This window comes from Pseudodesulfovibrio nedwellii (assembly GCF_027923765.1).
GTDB classification, from domain to species: Bacteria; Desulfobacterota; Desulfovibrionia; order Desulfovibrionales; family Desulfovibrionaceae; genus Pseudodesulfovibrio; species Pseudodesulfovibrio nedwellii.
In genome coordinates this window covers 200,145-222,745 of the sequence record NZ_AP026709.1, presented here as the reverse complement: position 1 = coordinate 222,745, position 22,601 = coordinate 200,145, and the positions used below count along the sequence as shown (strand labels likewise).

Sequence of the window (22,601 nt, the reverse complement as noted above, 5' to 3'; positions counted from 1 at the left end):
ATTCAAGCCATAAAAAAGGGGAAGCATATTGCTTCCCCTTTTTTTATGGCTTGAATACAAACAACGGTTCATAAACCGAAGAAAATACCATGCGCACGTGCGCAAAAAGCGTACGCGGAGACAAAACACAAAATTTAAAAATACTATCATTGCAGACAATTATAAAACGGCACGTCTATTGCAAATAAAACAGCGTCAATGATCACAAACCGCTGGAGGAACGCATGTACCGTTTTATCATGATCGCAACGACACTCTGTGTCCTGGCTTTGACGTCCGCCATAGGCTTTGCCGCAACCGAGGCCCCGGGCGACCTAAAGCTTGGTCCGCCTGAAGGCATCAAGACCACCAAGACAATAGTCGCTTTTTCTCACGCCAAACACGACGCGGCCAAGATTGACTGTGCAAGCTGTCACCACACATGGGACGGTACGAGCGATATCCAGTCCTGTGCAACCCCCGGCTGTCACGACCAGTCCGGCAAGAAGGGCGCAACCGCCTTTTACACAGCTTTCCACGCCAAGAAGTCGGACAAGAGCTGTCTCGGCTGCCACAAGATCGTGAAGAAGCGCGACGGCAAGCCTGTTCCGGTCAGTTGCAAGTCCTGTCACCCAAAGTAAACAAACCATACCCCCTTCACCTCCTCAAAATGAAAAGGCCCGCTCATTTGCGGGCCTTTTCTGTAAATAGACAAAAGAAGAAGAAATAAAATCAGGAAACACGCAAAGCCTCTTGCACGGCCTTGAGCTTCTTGACCTGCGCCAATGCGGAATACAATTGATTGAGGTCTTTGACCTCCACCGTAAAATGCAACTTGGACGTTCCATCCACATTAGATTCGAAATTACCGGAGTCAATGTTGACCTCCATCTCAGCCAACATGGAGCATATCTTGCCAAGCATACCGGGCTTATTAAGACACTTGATCTTAATCTTGGCCGGATAAGGTTTCTCGTCAACGCCTTCCCAAGTGACTTGCAACAAACGTTCATCTTCAAAATTCTTGACATTGTGGCAATCAATACGGTGCACGGTCACACCACGCCCCCGGGTGATGTAGCCAATAATAGGTTCACCCGGCAAAGGAGTGCAACAACTGGCAAAACGAACAAGCACATTGTCCACGCCAGAAATTTGTAGACCATCGGTCTTGGGCTTCTTCTTGCCCCCTTCTTCAACAGCCTTATCCTTGACCTTACGTTCGTCCAGCGTCTCGCCGTTCATAAGCGCATACAAACGCTTCACAACCTTGCGAGGCGTAAAACGGGAAAAGCCGACCTGACTTAAAAGATCATCCACACTCCCACAGTTGAATTCCTCAGCCAGCTTGAGAAACTCACCGTCCTTCATCGCCTTCTGCACGTTAATGCCGACCCGACGACCTTCCTTCTCAAGCAACTCCTTGGCAAGAGCGATGGACCGTTCTCGCTCCACGGTACGAATATATTGCTTGATACGAGTCCGTGCCTTGGCCGTCTTGACAAACTTGAGCCAATCTCGGCTCGGCATCCGATTCTTGTCAGTGATGACCTCAACGGAATCACCATTCTTGAGCGCGGTATGCAGCGGTACGATCCGGCCATTGATCTTGGCTCCGGCACACTTATCACCCACCTCGGAGTGAATGGCATATGCGAAATCCACAGGCGTAGCTCCGTCCGGTAATTCCTTGATGTCACCGTTAGGCGTAAAAACGTACACTTCTTCCTGAAACATTTCCAAACGCAGGGAAGACATGAATTCACGGGGATCGGACAGCTCCCGCTGCCAATCCATAATCTGCTTGAGCCAAGTATACCGCTCCGCATCACGCGTTCCGGTTGCCCTGCCCTTCTTGCCGCCTTTACCAACTTCCTTGTACTGCCAATGAGCGGCCACACCATATTCGGCAATCTGGTTCATCTCATCAGTACGAATCTGAAACTCAATGCGCTCCCCATCCGGCCCAATGACCGTGGAATGAAGCGACTGGTACATATTCGCCTTGGGGATGGAAATATAATCTTTAAAACGACCCGCCACAGGTCGCCACACCGCATGGATAAGTCCAAGAACAGCATAACAGTCCTTCAAGGACTTCAAAATGATACGGAATGCAATCAGGTCATAAATTTCGTCAAATGTCAGTCCCTGCTGTTCCATCTTTACGTGGATGGAATGCAAATGTTTTGTCCGACCGTTGACCACGCCCTTCATCTTGTTTTTTTTGAGCATTTCATTGATCAGCTCAATAACTTTCTCGATATACGGTTCACCAGCGGCACGATGTTCAGAGACAGCTTCACTGAGCTGAGAAAAAACATCTGGCTTGAGATATCGCAGACACAAATCTTCCAGCTCGGTCTTGACCCGGTGCAAACCAAGACGGTTGGCAAGCGGTGCATAAATATCCTGGGTTTCCTGAGCTATGAGCCGCTGCTTGACCGGCTTCATAAACTCCAGAGTGCGCATATTATGCAGTCTGTCAGCCAATTTGACCATGAGCACCCGGATATCCTCGGCCATAGCCAGAATGAGCTTACGAATATTTTCTGCCTGCTGAACAGCCTTGGACTCAAAGTCCATCTTACTGATCTTGGTGACACCATCCACAATATCAGCCACATCCGCACCGAACAGATCTTCGATCTCATCGACAGTGGTATCGGTATCCTCCACGGTATCATGCAAAAGCCCCGCGGCCACAGTGGCTTCATCAAGCTGCATGTCAGCCAACAAATTAGCCACATTCATAGGATGGGATATATACGGTTCACCGGAACGGCGCACCACACCGTCATGGGCCTGCGCAGAAAAGACATACGCCCGCTGAATCAAATCCAGGTCGGGATTGTCAATGTATGAGGCCACCTTGTCGGTGATCTGGTTGATGCGAATCATATCAATCAATACTTCCTAGGGCTGTCGCTGCAAAGACCGGGGTATCCACCACTTTTCGAAATTATAGGAGATTCCGGCCGGAGCCGCTTTTATATTCTGCACCCGCGCCTGAACAATGGGCAGGGACTTGGGAACGTACAAGAAACAATACGGCACTTCGTCAAACAATATTTGCTGGACCTTATCATAAATGGGCTTACGATCTTCCTGTTTTACAAGATGTCTACCACGTTCCAACAAATCATCCAGTTCAGGGTTAATATATCTGGTAAAATTCAAACCACCATTAACCGCCATACTCGAATGCCAGACGTTATAGATATCAGGGTCTTGTAAAATATTCCATCCCAAAATAATAGCGTCAAAACGTCCTTTGTCCACAAATTCCTTGATAAAAGCAGCCCATTCAACGGTACGGAGATCAACTTCGATCCCTATATCCTTGAGTCGTTGCTGAATAATCACCCCGGATTTGATGCGCTGAGTATTTCCTTGATTGGTAATAATGGAAAAAGAAAACGGCACGCCATCCTTGTCAAGCAGTCCATCGCCGTCGGAATCAGTCCATCCAGCTTCGGCCATAAGTTGTCGTGCTTTGGCCAAATCGTGCTTTCTGGGTTTGATCGCACCATTGTACTGCCATGTACCAGGCTTATATGGGCCATTCGCTGGCTCACCGAGTCCAAAAAGAACGCCCTTGACTATTTCGCGACGATCAATGGCGAAATCAATGGCTTTACGAACCCGAACGTCTTTAAAGAACGGATGGTTGAAATTGAATCCCAGAAAAGAGTACCCGAAAGCCAGATACTCGAATTTATTGAAACTTCCATCCCATCCAGATCCCGAAGTCTGATACAAATACTGCAACGGGGTCAGATCCATCGCATCCAGATTCCCGGCCTTGAGTTCCAAAAACTGTGTGCCCATGTCTGGGATGATGCGATACACGACTTCGTCAATACGAGGCTTCCCTTCGAAAAAGTTCGGGTTGGCCTTGAGAACAATCTGACTCCCCGGCACCCACTCCTTGAGCATATATGGTCCAGCTCCAACTGGCTCCCGACTATACTTCGTATTGAGAAGGTCCTCTCCCTCCAGAAGATGCTTGGGCATGATATCCATGGCCCACGTCACTAATGCTTTGGCAAAAGGTTGATCATACTCAACTTCAAAAGAAAATTTCCCTGTCCGACGAAAGGCCTTGACCAGTTTGAAATTCCCGGCATAAGCCGTGGGCGTCTTGGGATCAATCATCATTTTATAGGTAAATTCAACATCTTCAGCAGTCAGTTGAACGCCATCAAACCAAAAAATATCCTGACGCACTTTAAACTTGAAAAGCATACCATCATTCAATACTTCGTAAGACTCTGCAGCGTAGGGTACCAAATTGATATCTTTATCATATTTAAATAAACTGACATAAATTTGAGTCGCCACAGCGTGGGACGCGCTGTCCGATGACAACGCTGAAATCAAATTACTTGGCTCGCCAATCATAGATTCGACGATGGTCCCGCCCTCTTCCGGCAAAACAGGAATATCCCGAGGAGCAACAGGCCTGACAGGAGTAGCGGGGCCGCCACCTTCAGAACATCCCGCCAGAAGAATCAGGCACAAGATAAAGACAAACAGATTAGAGCGTCTCATTTTTCCTTGCAAAACTAAGAAGGTTGGATCATATAATGGTACGAGCGTGGCATGGTGTGATCAGTATGGACCAATGATCTTGAAAAGCCAAGAGGCCAAAGAGCCTCTGGTGAAATATATCACACTTGCCCATTGTAATAGATATATGTAAATAGGCCTGTCCTGTTTAATAGAAACCATCTTTTTTACGAGTTTTGAATGAGTACCGGCGAAGAACAAATAGTAAAATCCATATTGCAGAAATTCCTGGGTGACAGCGTTCCGGATTATATCCTGGAAAGTGCACAAGGCATTGTTGCCGACGGTGGAGTTAAGAAACTCGACCTCAAGAAACGCGACCAGTACTGGGATGTTGACGGTCAAGTTGAGGGTGACGATTTCGAGAATTACACCTCGGAAGTCGGGCTAAGTCTCATTGACAAGACCATCAATTATTACTGCAACTGCCCGGATTCCTTTTCCGGCGTCTGTCGTCACGTCACAGCAACGGTCATCAAACTCAAAAAATCTCTTGATACGGATTCCAGCGAGAAAATGCCCATTCCCAGAACGGATTGGCGTCAAACTTTTCGTCCATTCTTTGCGACTGAACTGGAGCCGGAAGCTGGCCGTCATTATATTATATATCGTATATACCCCGAACCTGGCCGCCTGCAGGTTGCTTTTTTCCGGGCACGACAGAATAAATCCGGCATTTCCCAAGTTCAAAACGAAATCACATTGACCCAAATTGTTGAAAACCCCGAATGGTGCGACACAACTCCGGCCCTGCCCGGCGTAGCAGAACAAATCGGACATTATCTCGATTACTGGGGACATAAGGTTGAAATACCGGCAGGCCTGCACTCGTGGTTCTTCCGAGCGGTTAAAGGCGAATATTATCTGTACCTGCGTGAAAGCGACAAGCCCGTGACCATTGAGTCTAAGACCATGCAGCTCAAATTGTCCCCGGCTTTGAGCGAAGACGGTCTGGATTTCGACATCTTGCTGGCACGCGAGGACACTTTGCCCTTCCCCATTACTGATGAGGAAGAAATATATTTCTACGGCAGACTGCCTCTCTGGGTGTATTACAAAAATTCATTCTACCCAGTGCAGACCGGACTTGATCCCAAGCTGGTCCAATCCATGGTGGAAAAGAAGCCCATCGTTCCCCACGCCGACGTTTCCGAGTTCCTTGACCGGGTTTGGACACAGATTCCCGTCTCCGACCTCTATGGTCAAGAAGATTTCCTTGAACGTATCGGCCCTATCTTTCAGGATGCGGATTACAACCCCAAGCTGTACCTCGACGAAGAAGGCAGCCTGCTCGTTCTCAAGATTCAAAACATCTACGAAAACGAACACGGCGAACACGTCATGGCTGGTCCCAACCCGGACCTTCAGACCGGCAGTTATCACGATGGGGGCAAATCATATCTTATCCGACGTGCTCAAGACGAAGAAGCCCGTCTTTTCGCCGAACTGCAGGCAATGAGTTTCCAACCCAGAAACAACCATATCTGGTTCATGGAGCAAGAAGAAGCGATCACCTTCCTGCTCGATTTCTACCCACAATTGGTTGAAGCCTACCGTGTATATGGTGAGCAAAATCTGACCCGCTACAAGGTGCGTACAACGCAACCACAAGTCGTAGCCGAAGTAGAAACCGACGAAGAAGAAAAATGGTTCAACCTCGAACTGTCCGTGGAATACGATGATCAACGTGTACCCATTGAGGTCATTTGGGAAGCATGGACCAAGGGTAAACGATACGTCCAGCTCAAGGATGGATCATACACCAGTCTGCCTGAATCCTGGCTCAATAAACTGGGCCACAAACTCAAGGCTCTCGGGTTTGACCCGGAAAAAGCTCCCAAGCAACAGTTCAACCAGTTTGAAGCCCCGGTACTCGAAAAGATTCTGGAAGACCTACCACAGGCCCAGACCGATGAATTTTTCGTCAAGCTCAAAGAGAAGATTAACAACTTCGATGAAATCAAGATGATTGAGCAGCCCGAAGCTTTGCAGGCCACACTCAGGCCATATCAGGCTCAAGGGCTCAGTTATATGAATTTCCTACGCGAGTATGGCTTTGGTGGAATTCTGGCAGATGAAATGGGTCTTGGAAAAACTATCCAGACTCTGGCTTATCTCCAATCGCTGAAAGACAGAGGCATTGACGGTCCAAACCTGATCATCGTGCCGACATCTGTTCTGCCCAACTGGGAACGAGAAGCAAAAAAATTCGTCCCGACCCTCAAATGCTTGACTATTTATGGCGCAAAACGTGAAAGCCTATTCCAGCATATCAAAGGCTCGCAACTGGTCATCACTACATATGCACTGCTTCGACGCGATCTCGACGAACTGCTCAAATACGAATATGTCAGTGTCATTCTTGACGAAGCACAAAATATTAAAAACCCCAATACGATCACGGCACGTTCCGTACGCAAACTCGAGGCTGGCCTGCGCGTCTGTCTGTCGGGTACGCCTATCGAAAACAACCTGTTCGAATTGTGGTCCCTCTTTGAATTTCTCATGCCCGGATTCCTCGGATCGCAGCACTCTTTCCAGCGTGGCATCGTCAAGCCTATCAAAGACGGCGACGAAGAAACTCTGGATTATCTACGCACCCGCGTAAAACCGTTCATTCTGCGGCGTACCAAGGCTGAAGTTGCCAAAGATCTGCCGCCCAAAATCGAGACAACGCACTATTGCGAATTGGTGGATGAACAGCGTGATCTCTACAATGCCCTGGCTAAAAAGCTCAAGGATCAGGTCCTTCGAGACGTCGAAGAGAAAGGCATGGCCAAGAGCCAAATGTCCATTCTCGATGCCCTGCTCAAACTCCGCCAGATCTGTTGTCACCCGCGCTTACTTAAGCTCGACATCCCCGGAGTCTCCACTAACCTGCCTTCAGGCAAATTCGACGCCTTCAAGGATCTTGTCGTGGATATCATCGAAGGCGGTCACAAGGTGCTCGTATTCTCCCAGTTCGTGCAGATGCTTCATGTCATCCGTAACTGGTTACAAATTCGAGAGATTCCCTTCGCCTATCTGGATGGTTCCTCCAAAGATCGCTTCGATCAGGTGGACAAATTCAACGACAGCCCGGACATCCCGATCTTCCTTATTTCCCTCAAGGCTGGCGGTACCGGTCTGAACCTGACCAGTGCAGACTACGTCATCCACTATGACCCGTGGTGGAACCCGGCCGTGGAGAATCAGGCCACCGACCGTACGCATCGTATCGGCCAGAAACGTCAGGTATTCGCTTACAAGATGATCTGCCAGAACACAGTGGAAGAACGTATTCTCAAGTTGCAAGAACAAAAGAAGAGCGTTGCCGAAGCGATCATCCCCGGTCAATCTGCACTCAAGAGCTTGACCCGTGACGATCTGGAAATGTTGTTTGAAATATAACACGCCGTGAAGGAATCTCTCACTGGCTTTCCATTGTTGCCGATTCGTAATGACACAAACTACTGAAATCGCATACAGGGTGCATCATGAAAAACCCCATGAACACGATCTATTCCTGGGCGACATACGTATTTGATCCGCTCCATCATTTCTGGGAAAAGGATAGCACCCAGCGGACGGTTGCCGGTATACTTGTTGTCGTCTTTATTTTGGGACTGGGTACCATCGAATTAAAACGACAAGGCATCATTACCGGACACGTAGCCGGCCTGATCCCCGCAAGCCATTACATGGCCATCAACCTCGCCTTTACTCTAGTTCTTATTCTGGAAGTCATCAGCCTTATTTTTACGTTGCCATGCTCCATCTCGAAGGCGGTTGGCAAACAATTTGAAATTCTTGCACTTATTCTGCTCAGAAGTGCATTCAAAGCTCTGGCGGATTTCCCTGAACCGATCACTATCACCGGCCACGAAAAGGAATTGTGGATTCTCCTTTCCGATGGCGGCGGCGCAATCGCCATTTTCGCACTCCTTGGTGTCTATACTCTGCTACAACGCCAACTTGATGAGACCATCAAAGGTGGGGAACGGCTGTTCAAATTTGTTGCTGCCAAAAAAATTGTTGCGCTCGTCATGCTCGCCATATTCATTGGCATGGGCGTCAAAAATGGACTCCTGTTTATCTACGGACACGAAACATTCCACTTTTTCCAAAGTTTTTACACTGTCCTAATTTTCAGCGATATCATGCTGGTACTCATTGCTCAGCGATTCCTCCCTGAATTCCGGGCTGTCTTCCGTAACTCAGGATTTGCCTTGGCCACGCTACTCATACGTCTTGCCTTGACTGCTCCGCCCTATTACAATGTGTTGATAGGAATTGGTTCGGCAGTCTTTGCCTGCCTGCTAACCCTCGTCTACAATGTCTTTTACTCCAGTTCGTCACGCTACGTCCGCATCAGGTGATCTCAGACGAACAACCACTAAAAGCAGAGGTACTTCATGGAACAAAAACATACATTTCATACGATTCTCGCGGGTGTCGTCCTTGCCCTTGGCATCATAGCTGGTTGCTGGGTGCTCGGAAGTGCACTGGTCGATTTCAAAGCCATGGACCGATATGTCACAGTCAAAGGACTGGCTGAACGAGAAGTCGCTGCCGATCTCGCCATGTGGCCTATCAGCTACAGCGCCGGGGCCAATACCTTGCCCGAACTTGATGCCGAACTTGACCGTTCCCGTTCAGCCATCATGATCTTTCTCAAAGAACAAGGACTTGGCGATGCCGAAGTCATGACTGCCGCCCCGCGCATTCAGGACAATCAATCAATGATGGGAGACCGCCAACCTGCACAGAGATATCGGGCAGAAGCTGTGCTGACAGTCCGTACAAAAGATATCACAACCGTTAAAAAGGGTATGTCTGTTGCCGGAGAACTCGTATCTCGCGGCGTCATGCTAGTCCAAAACTACGAGTTCCGCCCAACTTTTACCTACACAGGCCTCAATAGCATCAAACCCGACATGATTGCTGAAGCCACACAGGACGCCCGAAAAGCGGCCAAACAGTTTGCAGAAGACTCCGGCTCCCATGTAGGAACCATCCGCCGCGCCACACAAGGCTATTTTAGTCTTCAGGACCGCGATAGGTACACGCCTGAAATCAAACGAATCCGCGTCGTGACAACTGTAGACTACTTCCTGGAAGATTAACCCAATAATGCCCACCATGACACTTCATGTGCGGGCATTATTTTTTTCCCCTTTCGTTGACACTGTTACCGCCTGTTTGTAACACACCCGTAACATTCGCCTAGGCGAATACTCAAAATTCGTGCATCAATCACATTATCATTTTTCAAAGGAGAGAAAGGATGAAACTTTTTGGCAAATTGCTGCTGACGGCTCTGCTGCTCACCATGGCTTCCACTGCTATGGCCGGCTCCTTGGAGCGCATTCAGGAAAACGGCATTCTGACACTGGGTGTCAGCGAAGGTGTTGCCGGTTTTTCCGCCCCTGATTCCAATGGCCGCTGGACCGGCTTCGATGTCGACATGGGCCGCGCAGTAGCCGCTGCGGTTCTCAAGGATCAGGATGCCATCAAGTTTGTTCCTCTGGCCTCCAAACAGAAGATCGTAGCCGTTTCTTCCGGTCAAGTTGACCTTGTATCCCGTACCACCACATGGACCATGAAACGCGACGGCAAACAGGGCGTCGACTTCACAGTCGTCGTTTTCTATGATGGCCAGGGTTTCATGGTGAAAAAGGACTTGGGAGTCACCAAGGGTGCAGAACTTGACGGCGCATCCGTTGCCGTTGTTTCCGGTACTACCAGTGAACTGAACGTGGCCGACTTCGCCCGTATGAACAATATCAAGCTGGAAACAGTTGTCTTCGACAGCAAAAAAGAGGCCTTCAACGCCTATATTGCCGGTCGTACCGATGCTTTCACCACCGACGTCAGCCAGCTCGCTTCCCTGCGCACAAGCGCCCCGAATCCTGCCGATCACGTCATCCTGTCCGAAACCTTCTCCAAGGAACCGTTGGCTCCTTACGTCCGCCACGGTGATAACCAATGGAAGGACTTGGTCACTTGGGTTCTCTACGGCCTCATCGAAGCTGAAGAAAAAGGCATCACTCAGGCTAACGTCCTTGAAATGAAGAAAAATTCCAACGACCCTGTCGTCAAACGTATGCTCGGTGCATCCGGCGACATCGGTTCCTTCATCAATCTGGACAATGACTGGCTCATTCGCGCCATCCAGGCTGTCGGCAACTACGGCGAAATTTATAACCGCCATTTCGGTCCCGACACCGCCATGAATATCCCCCGTGGTCATAACGACCTGTGGACCCGCGGCGGTATGCTCTACGCAATGCCCATTCGCTAGTCCTTATACAGAATTACAAACAAACAACCGCACCGGCCGGGAATTCCCGTCTGGTGCGGTTCCATCTTTCACATCCAACTTTAGTAGCGTGCAATGTCACTGACTTCCGACCTAAAAAAACAGCTCCCCGTCATCTTGATGCAAACGCTCGTGATCGGGGTAGTCATTTATGTCGCGTTGCAGCTCTTCTACAACACGCAGGCCAACCTTGAAGCGCGCAATATTGCCTCAGGCTTCAGATTCCTGTCAGTAGAAGGAGGGCTGCCCATCAACGACACTCTTCTCTCCTATGAGCCTGCCGACACATACGGTTACGCATTTCTCATGGGAGCATTGAACACGATTTTCGTCTCGATTATCGCCATTGTTCTGTCCACAATTCTCGGCGTAATCGTGGGCTGCGCCCGCGTATCAGGCAACTGGCTCGTGGCCAAACTCGGTGCCGTCTACGTGGAAATACTGCGCAACATTCCTTTGTTGCTCACACTTTTCTTCTGCTATTCCGTGGTTCTGGTTTCACTTCCACATCCTCGGAAAAGCCTGGTTCCCTTCAAGGACATCTTCATTAATAATCGTGGTATTTTCTTACCCCGCCCGGAATTCCAAGATGGCATGGCATGGGTCTTTATCGCTCTGGCTGTTGCTATTGCCGGTTCCATCTTCCTTTTCCGCAAGTCCAAACACTTACGAGATACCACAGGTAAAGGCTTACACACTGGATGGATTTCGCTCGCTCTATGCATAGGCCTACCAGGTTTGGTCTTTCTCCTGACCGGCCAGCCTATCGCCTTTGATACGCCAATACTGAAAGGATTCAACTTCAAAGGCGGCATGGTTCTGCGCCCTGAATTTTCTGCCCTGCTTCTCGGTCTGATTATGTATACAGCGGCCTTCATTGGCGAAAACGTACGCAGTGGTATCCAATCCGTGGACAAAGGACAGCTCGACGCTGCCAAGGCGTTAGGACTCAAGCCAAGTCTGATCATGCGGAAGGTGATCCTGCCGCAAACCCTGCGTGTCTGCATCCCGGCCACCACCAACGATTACGCCAGTTTGGTAAAAAACAGTTCGTTGGCTGTCGCCATCGGTTACCCAGACATGGTTTCGGTCGGTGGCACAATCATCGGCCAGAATGACCAAGCTATCGAAATCATCGGGCTGTGGATGGCGGTGTACCTAACCATCAACCTGATCATTTCTCTAGGCATGAACTGGTTCAACTCCAAGGTACAAATGGTGGAACGATGAACCAAGAACAAAAAATACTGGTCTTCACGCCCACCCCAGCCGCACCTGCGCCTATTGCGGCCACGGGTGTGATTCACTGGCTACGCAAGAATCTCTTTTCCAACTGGACCAACTCAATCCTGACCATCCTCTGCATGGCACTCCTTGCAAAGGGAATTCCACCCCTCATTTCATGGGCGTTTATCGACGCGGTCTGGACTGGTGGTCCTGAAATATGCACCAACGATGGTGGAGCCTGTTGGACCTTTATTGGCGCAAAATACAGGATATTGCTCGTCGGAACCTATCCTCCTGAACTTATCTGGCGTCCCGTTGCCTCGGCATTTCTCTTTGTCGGTGTCATCGCGGCCACAGTTTCTGGGTGTTGCAAGAACCGGTATCTCATCGGCCTGTGGCCCCTGCTCTTCGTCATCGCGCTCTGGCTCATCGGCGGAGGTGCCGGGCTGGCCAAAGTTGACCAATCAATGTGGGGCGGACTCATGCTCAGTCTTGGATTGGCTGCGGTAGGCATTCTGCTCTCCATACCCTTCGGCATTCTGCTGGCTCTCGGCAGGCAGTCAAAAATGATAGGCATCAGCACCCCGTGCATCGGATTCATCGAACTCATCCGCGGAGTACCGCTCATCACGATCCTGTTCATGGCTTCGGTCATGATGCCACTGTTCCTCCCCGAGGATATGCAGATCAATAACCTGCTCCGAGTACAAATCGGTATAATCCTATTCTCCTCCGCATACATCGCGGAAGTGGTACGTGGTGGTTTACAAGCCGTCTCCTCTGGACAAACCGATGCAGCCAAAGCTCTAGGACTCAGTAAATGGATGGTCACTCTGTTCATCGTTCTGCCGCAGGCTCTCAGACATGTTCTACCGGCTTTGATAGGTCGGTGCATCGCACTGTTTAAAGATACGTCACTGGTCATTATCGTCGGCCTGCTCGATTTCCTCGGCATGACAAAAGCCGCCTCACAGGATCAAGTATGGCTCGGTCACGATGCCGAAGGCTATGCCTTCTGTGCCATCGTATACTGGTGCATCTGTTTCGGCATGAGCCGCTATGGCCGTTCGCTGGAAAAAAGCGGCCCCAAGAAAAACAACTGATAAGGCTGAATTATGGAATCTCAGAAAGTTGTGATCGACGTCAAAGGACTGAACAAGTGGTACGACGACTTTCACGTTCTCAAAAATATTGATCTTCAGGTACGCAAAGGCGAACGCATCGTCATCTGCGGTCCGTCCGGTTCAGGAAAATCCACCCTCATCCGGTGTATGAACCGTCTGGAACACCATCAGGAAGGAACCATCATCGTAGATGGCACTGAACTGACTGGCAATCTCAAGGGTCTCGAAAAGATCCGTAAAGAAGTCGGTATGGTCTTCCAGAACTTCAATCTGTTCCCGCACATGACGGTTCTTGAAAACTTGACTCTTGCTCCAGTCTGGGTACGTAAAATGCCCAAAAAGGAAGCAGAAAAAATTGCCATGCACTATCTCGACCGTGTCCGCATCGCCGAACAGGCCAAAAAATATCCAGGCCAGCTTTCCGGTGGTCAGCAACAGCGTGTTGCCATTGCCCGCGCCCTGTGCATGAGCCCGAACATTCTGCTCTTTGACGAGCCAACATCCGCCCTTGACCCAGAAATGATCAAGGAAGTGCTGGATGTCATGATTGAGCTTGCCGAAGAAAACATGACCATGGTCTGCGTCACCCATGAAATGGGTTTTGCCCGTACCGTAGCCGACCGTGTGATCTTTATGGATTACGGCGAAATAGTGGAACAGAATTCACCGGAAGAGTTCTTCAGCAATCCTCAGTATGACAGGACAAAGCTCTTCCTGAGCCAAATCCTGCAACACTAATTCTCGAAAGGCCTCTGGCACCCTGCCGGGGGCCGCTTTCAGCGGGACCAGAGAACCTTTTAAAAAAAGTTCTCTGGACTCTCCAAAACTTTTTATGTCGCCTTCGGCGAAATGTTTTGTCCATGACAATCCTTCTCACCTTCTCTTTCTCATTAATCACCAAGTTCCTTTGAGAGATGGCGGCATAACGCCCCGTCCATTCATCACTCCCCACACACTCTCCACCACCTTGAAGCTTGAGAGAGTGGTGCAGATGTGCATTTTCTCGGACGCAGTTTCACCGGAGGCGTAGCCTAGCTACGTTGAGAATAAAACGAAGCCCGAAAAATGTGCAGATGCGCCGCTATCGCGAGCCGGGTAACAATATTTGAGCAAAAAAAAAGGGTGGCAAAAGCCACCCTTTTTTTACTCAAATATTGCCTAAAACGGTACGTCGTCCATACCACTGGCTTCAGACGGAAAGGCGGGACCGAGGTCTTCCTCCTGCTCCTGGGGTTGACCCTGCTGAGCTGCCTGCCCCTGCTGAGGAGCCTGCTGTTGATAACCACCCTGAGACTGTTGCTGCTGTTGGTAACCACCCTGCTGTTGCTGCTGGTAGCCGCCCTGCTGTTTTTGATATCCGCCACCGGCCTGAGCACCGGCACCATCAGCCGCTCGATCAAGTCCTTGAACTCTGTCAGCGACGATCTCGGTCATGTAACGATCCTGGCCGGTATTCTGATCCTGCCATTTCCGTGTCTGCAACTTTCCTTCGACCATGACCAGACGGCCCTTGCCAAGGTAGTTGCCACAAAATTCAGCGGTCTGTCTCCAAGCAACAATATTGTGCCACTCTGTTTTTTCGACCTTCTGGCCGGTCTGCCTGTCACGGTAACCTTCATCCGTGGCAATGGAAAATTTCGCCCGGGCCTGTCCGGCGGGCGTATAAGACAACTCGGGATCACGCCCCAACCTGCCGATAAGAATAACTTTGTTCATGCTGCCAGCCATATTATCTCCTTACGCTCTTTATATTCTTCAATCTTTAAAATTTGTCTGCAATATCTTCAAGTTTATCCAGCAGGTCTTCCAATTGGTAGATAATCTTGTCCGCTTCTCCGGGCTTCCATTCACCCAGCAACTTCTCGATCTCAAGCCGCATTTCTTCGGCTTTTTCTGCTCCGTCTTTCAGAGCTTCGACCTTATCGCCGTCGATCAATCCGACTCGGACCGCATCGAATATGGCTCCTGTCAGTTCAAGTACGCCCTTTTTCTGAATAACTTTAGGATCTTGCCAAACAAGTTTCCACAGTGAAGGATACGCCTTTTCGACATCATCTTCACTGAAAGTCCAAGCTGTAACGCGTACCTGAAGGAGTCTACCCATAGTGTCCTACTCTTCTTCTTCCCATTCACTCTGGATACGAGCAACCACATCCTGAATGACGGTCAATTGATCTTCAGGGCAAACACCGATCAACGGGCCACCCTCGTCCACATTGTCGCCACGACCGAAATATACGGAATAGATAATGCCATCAGGACCGGTATAGGCCAAAGGAGTCTCACGCTTCATGCGAGAAACAATAAGGATTTCCATCCCATCATGCACTTTGACGGAGCGCTTGCCGGACACCTTAAGTTTTTGATCGACTTCGGGAACAAAATAGTACTTAGCACGCTCAGGTGCACGGAACAGGTACAATGCCTCCTGAAGAATCAGCTCAATAACTTCCTTACGGGTCAAATAATGCTTGATGGTCACCAAAGGCTCACCGGCTTCCACAAACTGGCCTTCATGTTCCAGATGGACAGCCTCAATCACGCCCTTCTCCGGTGCCGGAATGGGCTTCTTGTTCTTTTCTCTGGTCAAATTCGCCAACAGCGTACCAGGTTTTTCTTTATAATCGCCTCCAGGACCACGAACAGTGTCGCCCTGTTTCAAACCAGCAAACTCAACAACGCCGGTATGCGGAGCACGAATCACAATTTCACGGTAGGGAGACGCTTTAACCTTATCAAGTAACTCTTTGATATTCAGCACTATCTTTCCTTGTATTCTCGTTTTTGCTTTCTGCCTCCGACGCCGGAGGTCCAAAAGATATGGTCCGTCTGTAACGAACTCTGGACTAACGATAGTATAGGTTGCGACCACCCATGGTCAAGAGCGACTGATGGAGGTTTTTTTTGACCTCTCGTCTGTCCCATATGCCGTGGATATGCCCTCGCGAAAGAGCATGATAAGCGCGGTGATAATCCGGCGGAATCGTAATGCCCGTAGTTTCAGTAATGACGCCGGGACCGGCAAAACCAATGTTCGAGGACTGTACGGCAAATTGATATGGAGAACACCCAAGGAAACTGGCCACGGGGCCAGCATAGGAATTGGTGTCATACAATACAAGATACAGTCCGCCAGCATCGATATACCGGCGAACGGCGATAGTACACCGAGGCATCTGAATAACGCCGTTAACGCCTTCCTGAATGCGAATACCCGCTGTTCCGTGTACATAGGCGATAAACGGCTGCCGTTTGCGTCCAGCACGTTCCGCCGCACGAATAAACTTCTCACCTTCGGCCGCGCCAACACTACCCCCCCGGAAAGGAGCACACAAAACCGCGACTACGGTATCGACCTCTTCAATAGAAGTCTCAAAGGTGATGCAGGCTGATTTCAACCCGGTCTTTTCCTTGGCCTTGTCAAGCTTGAAATCAAACTTCTCATACCCCAACGGATTCACGGATTCCAATTGCTGATTGAATTCCTTGGACTCGCTGTAATCAAAAACATTTTCTAGATACCATCGATATTCCATAGGGAAATGGTGACCACAGGAAGGACATACGCCAGCAAAATCACCAAAAAGATCAGGCACCCACAAATCAGGGCAATGCTGTGTTCGCACATTGGGACAAGTGATGGTCCTATCCTCATGACTGCGAGGACTTGTCCAGGCCCATTCACTGCCGACCAGACATGCTCCGTCTTCCGGACAGGACAGCCGAGTTAACCTGTTCATGACCTCTTCGCCCACAACGGGACGACCTGAGCCGTTACCCGGCAGCACCTTATCCACGGTTTTTTTCAGCGGCATAAGAAGCTTGTGGCGGACCAGATGTGCTTCGGCACCAAGATCCTCAAACATGGCATCAAGACGTTTTTTCTGCCGTCCCAAAACATCATATCGCAAAAAAGAATGTATCGCCCAGACCGCCCCTTTGGTCGCGGTCACAGCCCGGTTAACGACCCCCGTACCATCCAAACGAGCATGGCGACTCAAATTCCGGAATTTACGTTGCCGTTGGTCAACCAAACGATTCAAAGCGGACTTTGACAGGGTCCACCGCATGTAGATGGATTCAGCGTCATCGGTTTTGCTACCGCGAACTGCCATGGCTCGGTACAACTTCATGGATTTGACACCACTGACCACCTCATTGGTGGTTTGAATCAATTCGCGCCGCAATTCCCGGAAAAAATCATAATGATTGGGTCTGGCACCCAAAGGAGGTTCCTGCAATATGCGGTCGATATACCCATTTTGAAGATTATCCTCGGCTGTAATGCACAGTTGTCTGGCACACTTTTCAATCAGTTCAGGCGTTGCCCGCGTTCCGCCACGTAAACCACCTTCGATGGCTGCCGCCCCTTCGGGTGAAATAACAGAATAGTACCCGTGAGAAAGCATGATACGTCGGTCTGCCAAGCCAACCGCCTCGGCTCCACCCGAACCACCTTCGGAAAAAATAGAAACAACCGGCACTTTAAGTGCAGATAATTCATATAAATTTTTGGCAATCTGCTGGGCAGCCCCCGGCCAGTCTTCCACAGGGTACGCTCCGGGCGTAAACACAAAAGTATGCACCGGAATATTTTCAGTTTCAGCGACCTTCATATAATGCAAGGCCTTGGCATTCCCTGAAGGCTTAACCGACCCGCCATTACGAAAAGCCTCGCCATGGCCTTTTTCCTGACCGATAACCATGACCATCTGATTGATGACCTTGTCACCTACTCTGCGAGAAAAAACGGCTCTGGCAATCAACATGGACGGATCAATATTGAATTCGCCACGCCCACCAATCTCAGTGTAATTATCGTAGACATTCTCAAGTATATCTTTGAGACAAATACGTTGTGGATGTCGAACAATACGCACCCGATCCATGGGCGTAAGAGCAAGATCAAGTTTTCGCTCGGAAAAATCAAACAGATCTTCAAGCCGTGCGAGTTGACTGCTGGATACACCACCGGGTTGCGACTGATGCCGTTCCAACAACTCACTCAATTTTGCAGAAAGTAAACGAATGGATTCCTCTTCCTTACCCGCGAAGATATCCCGAATATAACTCAAACGATCTTTAAGATTCTGGACTTTTTTTGTCGTATCCATCTAAAACTCCAGAAGTCTGTCGGTCTTGGCTTTCAAATACTTAATATTGGTGTGAAAATCTTCAGATTTACCACTGATGTCCCCCTCCAAAACCAAAGAATCAAGGAACTGAACACCTCGGGCTTTGGCTTCTTCAAGGTCCTTGCCCCAAATAATAGCCAGGGCCAGGTTCGGATCGAATTCCATGGGGATTTCGTATGTTGTATCAACAGGGACTTGGGTATACACGTCCAACCAGTCCTGCTCTGCCCATTCAAACCGAGTAATTCGGCCTGCACACGGCGTAAACCAATTGTCCGTATTTTCGGCCACAAGACGGTACTCAATCCCAACACCATCGAGTTCGATATCTTCCTGACTGTACCCAAGCGGTTGCCCCAGTGCCAAACGAATCTGTTCGGTGATAATATCCACCGAATTGCCATCGGCCTTGGAAATAATTGCGGAGACACCGTTTTCCACCTGAATTCGGGTGTTCACTTCCATAAGGAACGGCTCTCCTTTCGGAGTAATGATCCATTCCCATGTTCCAACATTGTCGTATCCGGACTCACAAGCCATGGACAACGAATGCTGAGTAATTTCCTCAAGCACTTTTTCTGCGTCAAAAGTATATGGCACAACACCCGGAGCAAAGCCTGGTGCGACTTCAATACGTTTCTGCTTACCTGTGGACTGCACAGAACAATTACGGGTACCGAAATGCACATGGTGCTTGCCGCTGCGTTCGCTGACCACTTGCACTTCCAAGTGGTTGAAATCAAAAATACGCTGTTCGATGAGGACACCCTCATCGCCAAAATTCCGTTTGGCATAATTACGAATACGACGAAAAACGGAACGAAATTCATCAAGGTCACCGACTTCCTCAATGCCCATGCCACCGCCGCCAGCCGAAGCCTTGACCATGATCACGCCATTAAGGATACCCTGACTCGCCTGAAAATCAAACAAACTGGACGCAATCTCATCTGCTTCAAGCTCACTGTAAACCGGACGATCAGACCCCGGCACCGTTGGAACATGGAGACTCCGAGCAATACGCTTGGTATTGATCTTGTCGCCCAGATCTCGAATGACCCACCAGGATGGCCCGATAAATTCCATGGGCCGATCTCGGCGCACCACACGACGGGCAAACCGAAAATCTTCGGCAAAAAAACCATACCCGGGATGCACCGCTGTCGCTCCGCTGGCATCGGCCACCGAAAACAGTTCGTTTGCATCCAGATACGATGTAATCGTATAAACAGCACTCTCGCCAGCCAATTCTCGGGCAAGTACAACATGCCCGGACGCCTCATCTTCCGGCGTACAGACACAGACGAAATCTAACCCCAGACGCTGACAGGCCCTCATCACCCGCATGGCGATTTCGCCGCGATTGGCTATGAGGACCTTGTGCCGATCACCGTTCGTTGAAAACACTATCAGCCTTGCTCCCGTTTTTTCTTGCGCAGGGCAATAAGTCGCTTCTGGACTTCAAGCACAAGCTTATCCAGCTTGATCTGTTTCTGCCGTTCCAAATCGACGAAATTCAATCCAACGATACCATTATCAAGGACTCGCATGACCAACGCGGAGATGCCGCTCAAAAAAAGCTTCTTGTTGATTAACAACTCCACCTCAACTGCCTGCTTTTCCGAAAAACTCTTTTCAACATCAAGCACGGCAAATCCGGTGGCACTCAAATCCATGACATCCAACACACGCTTTTGTTCCGGGAACCGAGCCTTGAGGCCGGGGACCTTGGTGCGAAAAGCCTTGCGCAACTGTTCTTCGTCTTCAGGTATACTTATTTCAAAATCCATGACTCCCCCAAATAGAATTCAATAAAACCGCCGGGTGACACTACTGACCGGACACCCGTTTTTCAAGTATGAATTCAACGCGACGATTCTTGGCCCGATACTCAGCTGAAGAGTTCGGAAATAAGGGGTTCAAATACGCAAGCCCAGTGGCGGTCAACCGAGTGGACTCAAGCCCCATTTTGAGCAATTCCCTCAAAACATTGACGGCTCGGAGAGCAGAAATTTCCCAATTATCCTTGAAACGAGATCTTTGACTGGGACGCACGTTATCCGTGTATCCGACAATTTTGATGTTCTGATCTTTATGTTTGATAAAGAAATCCTTGAGCGTGGCAACCAACCGTACTCCTTTCGGCGTAAGATTAACTCTGCCTGAAGGAAACATGACGTCGCCCGGAACCCGGATGGTAATAACTCCATCCTCAAAATTCGCACTGACCAATCCTTCCACGCCCTTTTTGGTCTGCAAAGTCTTGACCTCGGCATACACTTTACGCTGAGACTCAATGATCTGACGTCGCATAAGTGCTTGGTCAATAAGCACACCAGCCTCTTCACGAGTAATCCGACTGGTAGCAACCTTCTGCATTTTACCTTGTAAGGCTTTAGTCACCGAAGAGAATGTCTTGGAAAACTTCTCCGTATCAATGGTGGACATGGAATAGAGAAGCACAAAAAAGACCAGCAGAAGCATGGAAAGATCGGCAAACGTGGTCAGCCACTCATTGCCGCCTTCCTCTTCTTCGTCGGGCAAAAAAATTAACCGATCATCGTCTTTCATCGTTGCGTATCCCGTTCTGCAGGGGCCAAGAAGGAGGACAATTTTTCGTAAACAAGCCTCGGGTTGTTGTTTTCCAAAATAGACTTTGCACCTTCGAAAATAACTTCGAGATGCAACTGTTCCTGAAGCGTCCTTGCCTTGAGCTTGGCTGCCATAGGAATGAAAAACAGCGTGGACATTGCCGAACCATAAAATGTCGTCAACAAAGCAACGGCCATAGCCGGACCAATGGACTTTGGATTATCCAATCGAGAAAGCATTTGGACAAGACCAATGAGCGTCCCCATCATACCAAATGCAGGAGCGAGTGCCGCCAATCGCTTGAACACGTCCTGTCCGACCTGATGGCGGCGGCGCATGGAAGTAATTTCAATGGCAAGAGTGGAACGGATAAGATCTGGATCCGCATTATCCGCGATAAGCTGGCAGGATTTCTTGAGGACCATATTTTCAGTCTGGACGTTTTCCAGAGCGATAAGCCCTTCACGACGACTGATTTCCGCCACTTTAACCATAATGTTCACAACATCACGCACTTTGGTTTTGCGTGATACGAAAATCTTGAAGGCAGCCTTAAAGGCCTGTATAACCTCTTCAAAAGGAAAGGCGACCATAATGGACGCCAGAGTGCCGCCAACAACAATCATCATCCCAGGAACATTGATAAAAACATCAACAGCCCCACCTATGACAATTGCACCGATAATGAGCGCAAAACCAACAGTGAGACCAAGTAGTGTCACAATATCCATAAAACGAACCTGTCCTTACTGAGTTCAATTTATTCCGTTCACAATTCAGCCTCCCCCGGAGACAATCGCGGCTGCGAAACCAAGGAGTCAACATGGAATACCGTAAAAAGATACAACATTCTGTCGCATACATACAGGAAAAATTAGGCAAAGTTCAAGCTGATACTGTCGCATTTGTCACCGGCACCGGACTTGGTGGCCTGACTGACGCTATTGAAAACCCAATTTTGCTCCCCTATGAAGAAATTGACGAGTTCCCTGTATCAACAGTCAAGAGCCATGTCGGACAACTGATTTCCGGCACGATTGATGGCGTGCCCGTGTTGGCTTTGCAAGGTCGATTCCACCTGTATGAAGGATTCACGGCACAGGAAGCGACGCATAATATTCGCGTCTTGGGCGAACTCGGCGTAAAAAAACTGATCCTGACTAATGCTGTAGGCGCACTCAACCCTTCGTTTGAAACCGGCTCCCCCATGATCATAGAAGATCACATCAATATGACCGGACACACACCTCTTCGCGGCGAAAACGTCGACTCCTGGGGAGAACGGTTCCCGGATATGTGTGTTGTGTATGATCCTGCTTTACGAAAGTTAGCCGTAAACAAGGCTTTAGAACTAGGTATCCGATTGGAACGTGGCGTATTCATGCAAATCATGGGACCAAATATGGAAACACCGGCAGAAACCCGCATGTACCGACGGCTGGGCGCTGACGCCATCGGCATGTCCACGTGCATGGAGGCCATCGCAGCTCATCACATGGGTATCCGTATCCTCGGCATATCCTGCTTGACCAATAAGAATCTCCCTGACTGCATGAAGGAAGCATCGCTGGATACCGTCATTGCTCAGGCAGAAAAATCTTCGGCAACAATGACAAATCTTATCCGCGCAATACTAAAGGAAATCCCACAAACAGCCGAATAGACCCTAGG

19 protein-coding genes are annotated in these 22,601 nt (G+C 49.4%); 9 read left to right on the top strand and 10 right to left on the bottom strand.

The features are described 5' to 3' along the window. The first annotated feature begins 224 nt into the window (after positions 1-224). Positions 225-620 (top strand): cytochrome c3 family protein, encoded by a 396-nt coding sequence (locus SYK_RS00995; protein ID WP_281761766.1) that lies wholly within the window; start codon positions 225-227, stop codon positions 618-620. A 91-nt stretch (positions 621-711) separates the two neighbouring features. Here the strand turns inward: SYK_RS00995 and SYK_RS00990 are convergent, their stop codons facing one another. Next, positions 712-2,880: a RelA/SpoT family protein gene (locus tag SYK_RS00990; protein WP_281761765.1), complete on the bottom strand. Its 2,169-nt coding sequence runs from the start codon at positions 2,878-2,880 to the stop codon at positions 712-714. 15 nt (positions 2,881-2,895) lie between these two features. Beyond that, positions 2,896-4,533 carry a peptide-binding protein gene (locus SYK_RS00985; RefSeq protein ID WP_281761764.1) on the bottom strand — a complete coding sequence of 546 codons (1,638 nt, stop codon included), beginning with the start codon at positions 4,531-4,533 and terminating at the stop codon, positions 2,896-2,898. Between the two features lie 198 nt (positions 4,534-4,731). Between SYK_RS00985 and SYK_RS00980 the strand changes: the two genes are divergently transcribed. From SYK_RS00980 to SYK_RS00950, 7 genes are all read left to right on the top strand, one after another. Further along, entirely contained in the window at positions 4,732-7,941 is a 3,210-nt protein-coding gene (locus tag SYK_RS00980; RefSeq protein WP_281761763.1) for a DEAD/DEAH box helicase, read from the top strand. 86 nt (positions 7,942-8,027) lie between these two features. Further along, on the top strand, positions 8,028-8,909 hold the full coding sequence (locus SYK_RS00975; protein ID WP_281761762.1) for a hypothetical protein: 882 nt from the start codon (positions 8,028-8,030) through the stop codon (positions 8,907-8,909). A gap of 36 nt (positions 8,910-8,945) precedes the next feature. After that, positions 8,946-9,656 (top strand): SIMPL domain-containing protein, encoded by a 711-nt coding sequence (locus SYK_RS00970; protein ID WP_281761761.1) that lies wholly within the window; start codon positions 8,946-8,948, stop codon positions 9,654-9,656. A 161-nt stretch (positions 9,657-9,817) separates the two neighbouring features. Beyond that, positions 9,818-10,834: an amino acid ABC transporter substrate-binding protein gene (locus SYK_RS00965; protein WP_281761760.1), complete on the top strand. Its 1,017-nt coding sequence runs from the start codon at positions 9,818-9,820 to the stop codon at positions 10,832-10,834. Between the two features lie 93 nt (positions 10,835-10,927). After that, on the top strand, positions 10,928-12,082 hold the full coding sequence (locus tag SYK_RS00960) for an amino acid ABC transporter permease (protein WP_281761759.1): 1,155 nt from the start codon (positions 10,928-10,930) through the stop codon (positions 12,080-12,082). Then, complete coding sequence (locus SYK_RS00955) at positions 12,079-13,182, top strand: amino acid ABC transporter permease (protein WP_281761758.1); 1,104 nt, start codon at positions 12,079-12,081, stop codon at positions 13,180-13,182. Before SYK_RS00960 ends, SYK_RS00955 begins: the two co-directional genes overlap by 4 nt. Before the next feature lie 12 nt (positions 13,183-13,194). Beyond that, positions 13,195-13,941, top strand: coding sequence for an amino acid ABC transporter ATP-binding protein (locus SYK_RS00950; RefSeq protein ID WP_281761757.1), 747 nt, complete (start codon positions 13,195-13,197; stop codon positions 13,939-13,941). Between the two features lie 420 nt (positions 13,942-14,361). Here the strand turns inward: SYK_RS00950 and SYK_RS00945 are convergent, their stop codons facing one another. From SYK_RS00945 to SYK_RS00910, 8 genes are all read right to left on the bottom strand, one after another. After that, complete coding sequence (locus SYK_RS00945; RefSeq protein WP_281761756.1) at positions 14,362-14,931, bottom strand: single-stranded DNA-binding protein; 570 nt, start codon at positions 14,929-14,931, stop codon at positions 14,362-14,364. A 34-nt stretch (positions 14,932-14,965) separates the two neighbouring features. After that, positions 14,966-15,307: a hypothetical protein gene (locus SYK_RS00940; RefSeq protein WP_281761755.1), complete on the bottom strand. Its 342-nt coding sequence runs from the start codon at positions 15,305-15,307 to the stop codon at positions 14,966-14,968. Between the two features lie 6 nt (positions 15,308-15,313). After that, positions 15,314-15,964, bottom strand: a complete 651-nt coding sequence (locus SYK_RS00935) for a biotin/lipoyl-containing protein (protein ID WP_281761754.1) — start codon at positions 15,962-15,964, stop codon at positions 15,314-15,316. 85 nt (positions 15,965-16,049) lie between these two features. Further along, positions 16,050-18,317, bottom strand: a complete 2,268-nt coding sequence (locus SYK_RS00930) for a carboxyl transferase domain-containing protein (protein ID WP_281761753.1) — start codon at positions 18,315-18,317, stop codon at positions 16,050-16,052. Next, positions 18,318-19,745, bottom strand: a complete 1,428-nt coding sequence (locus tag SYK_RS00925) for an ATP-binding protein (RefSeq protein WP_281761752.1) — start codon at positions 19,743-19,745, stop codon at positions 18,318-18,320. A gap of 2 nt (positions 19,746-19,747) precedes the next feature. Continuing rightward, positions 19,748-20,128, bottom strand: a complete 381-nt coding sequence (locus SYK_RS00920; protein WP_281761751.1) for a PilZ domain-containing protein — start codon at positions 20,126-20,128, stop codon at positions 19,748-19,750. Positions 20,129-20,168: 40 nt separating this feature from the next. Beyond that, the gene (locus SYK_RS00915; protein ID WP_281761750.1) at positions 20,169-20,909 is read right to left on the bottom strand and encodes an OmpA/MotB family protein; all 741 of its coding nucleotides are present in this window, start codon (positions 20,907-20,909) and stop codon (positions 20,169-20,171) included. Continuing rightward, complete coding sequence (locus SYK_RS00910; protein ID WP_281761749.1) at positions 20,906-21,661, bottom strand: motility protein A; 756 nt, start codon at positions 21,659-21,661, stop codon at positions 20,906-20,908. The genes SYK_RS00915 and SYK_RS00910 overlap by 4 nt, the downstream gene beginning before the upstream one ends. 92 nt (positions 21,662-21,753) lie before the next feature. Here SYK_RS00910 and SYK_RS00905 point away from each other — a divergent pair, with 92 nt between their 5' ends. Continuing rightward, on the top strand, positions 21,754-22,593 hold the full coding sequence (locus tag SYK_RS00905; RefSeq protein WP_281761748.1) for a purine-nucleoside phosphorylase: 840 nt from the start codon (positions 21,754-21,756) through the stop codon (positions 22,591-22,593). Positions 22,594-22,601: the final 8 nt, after the last annotated feature.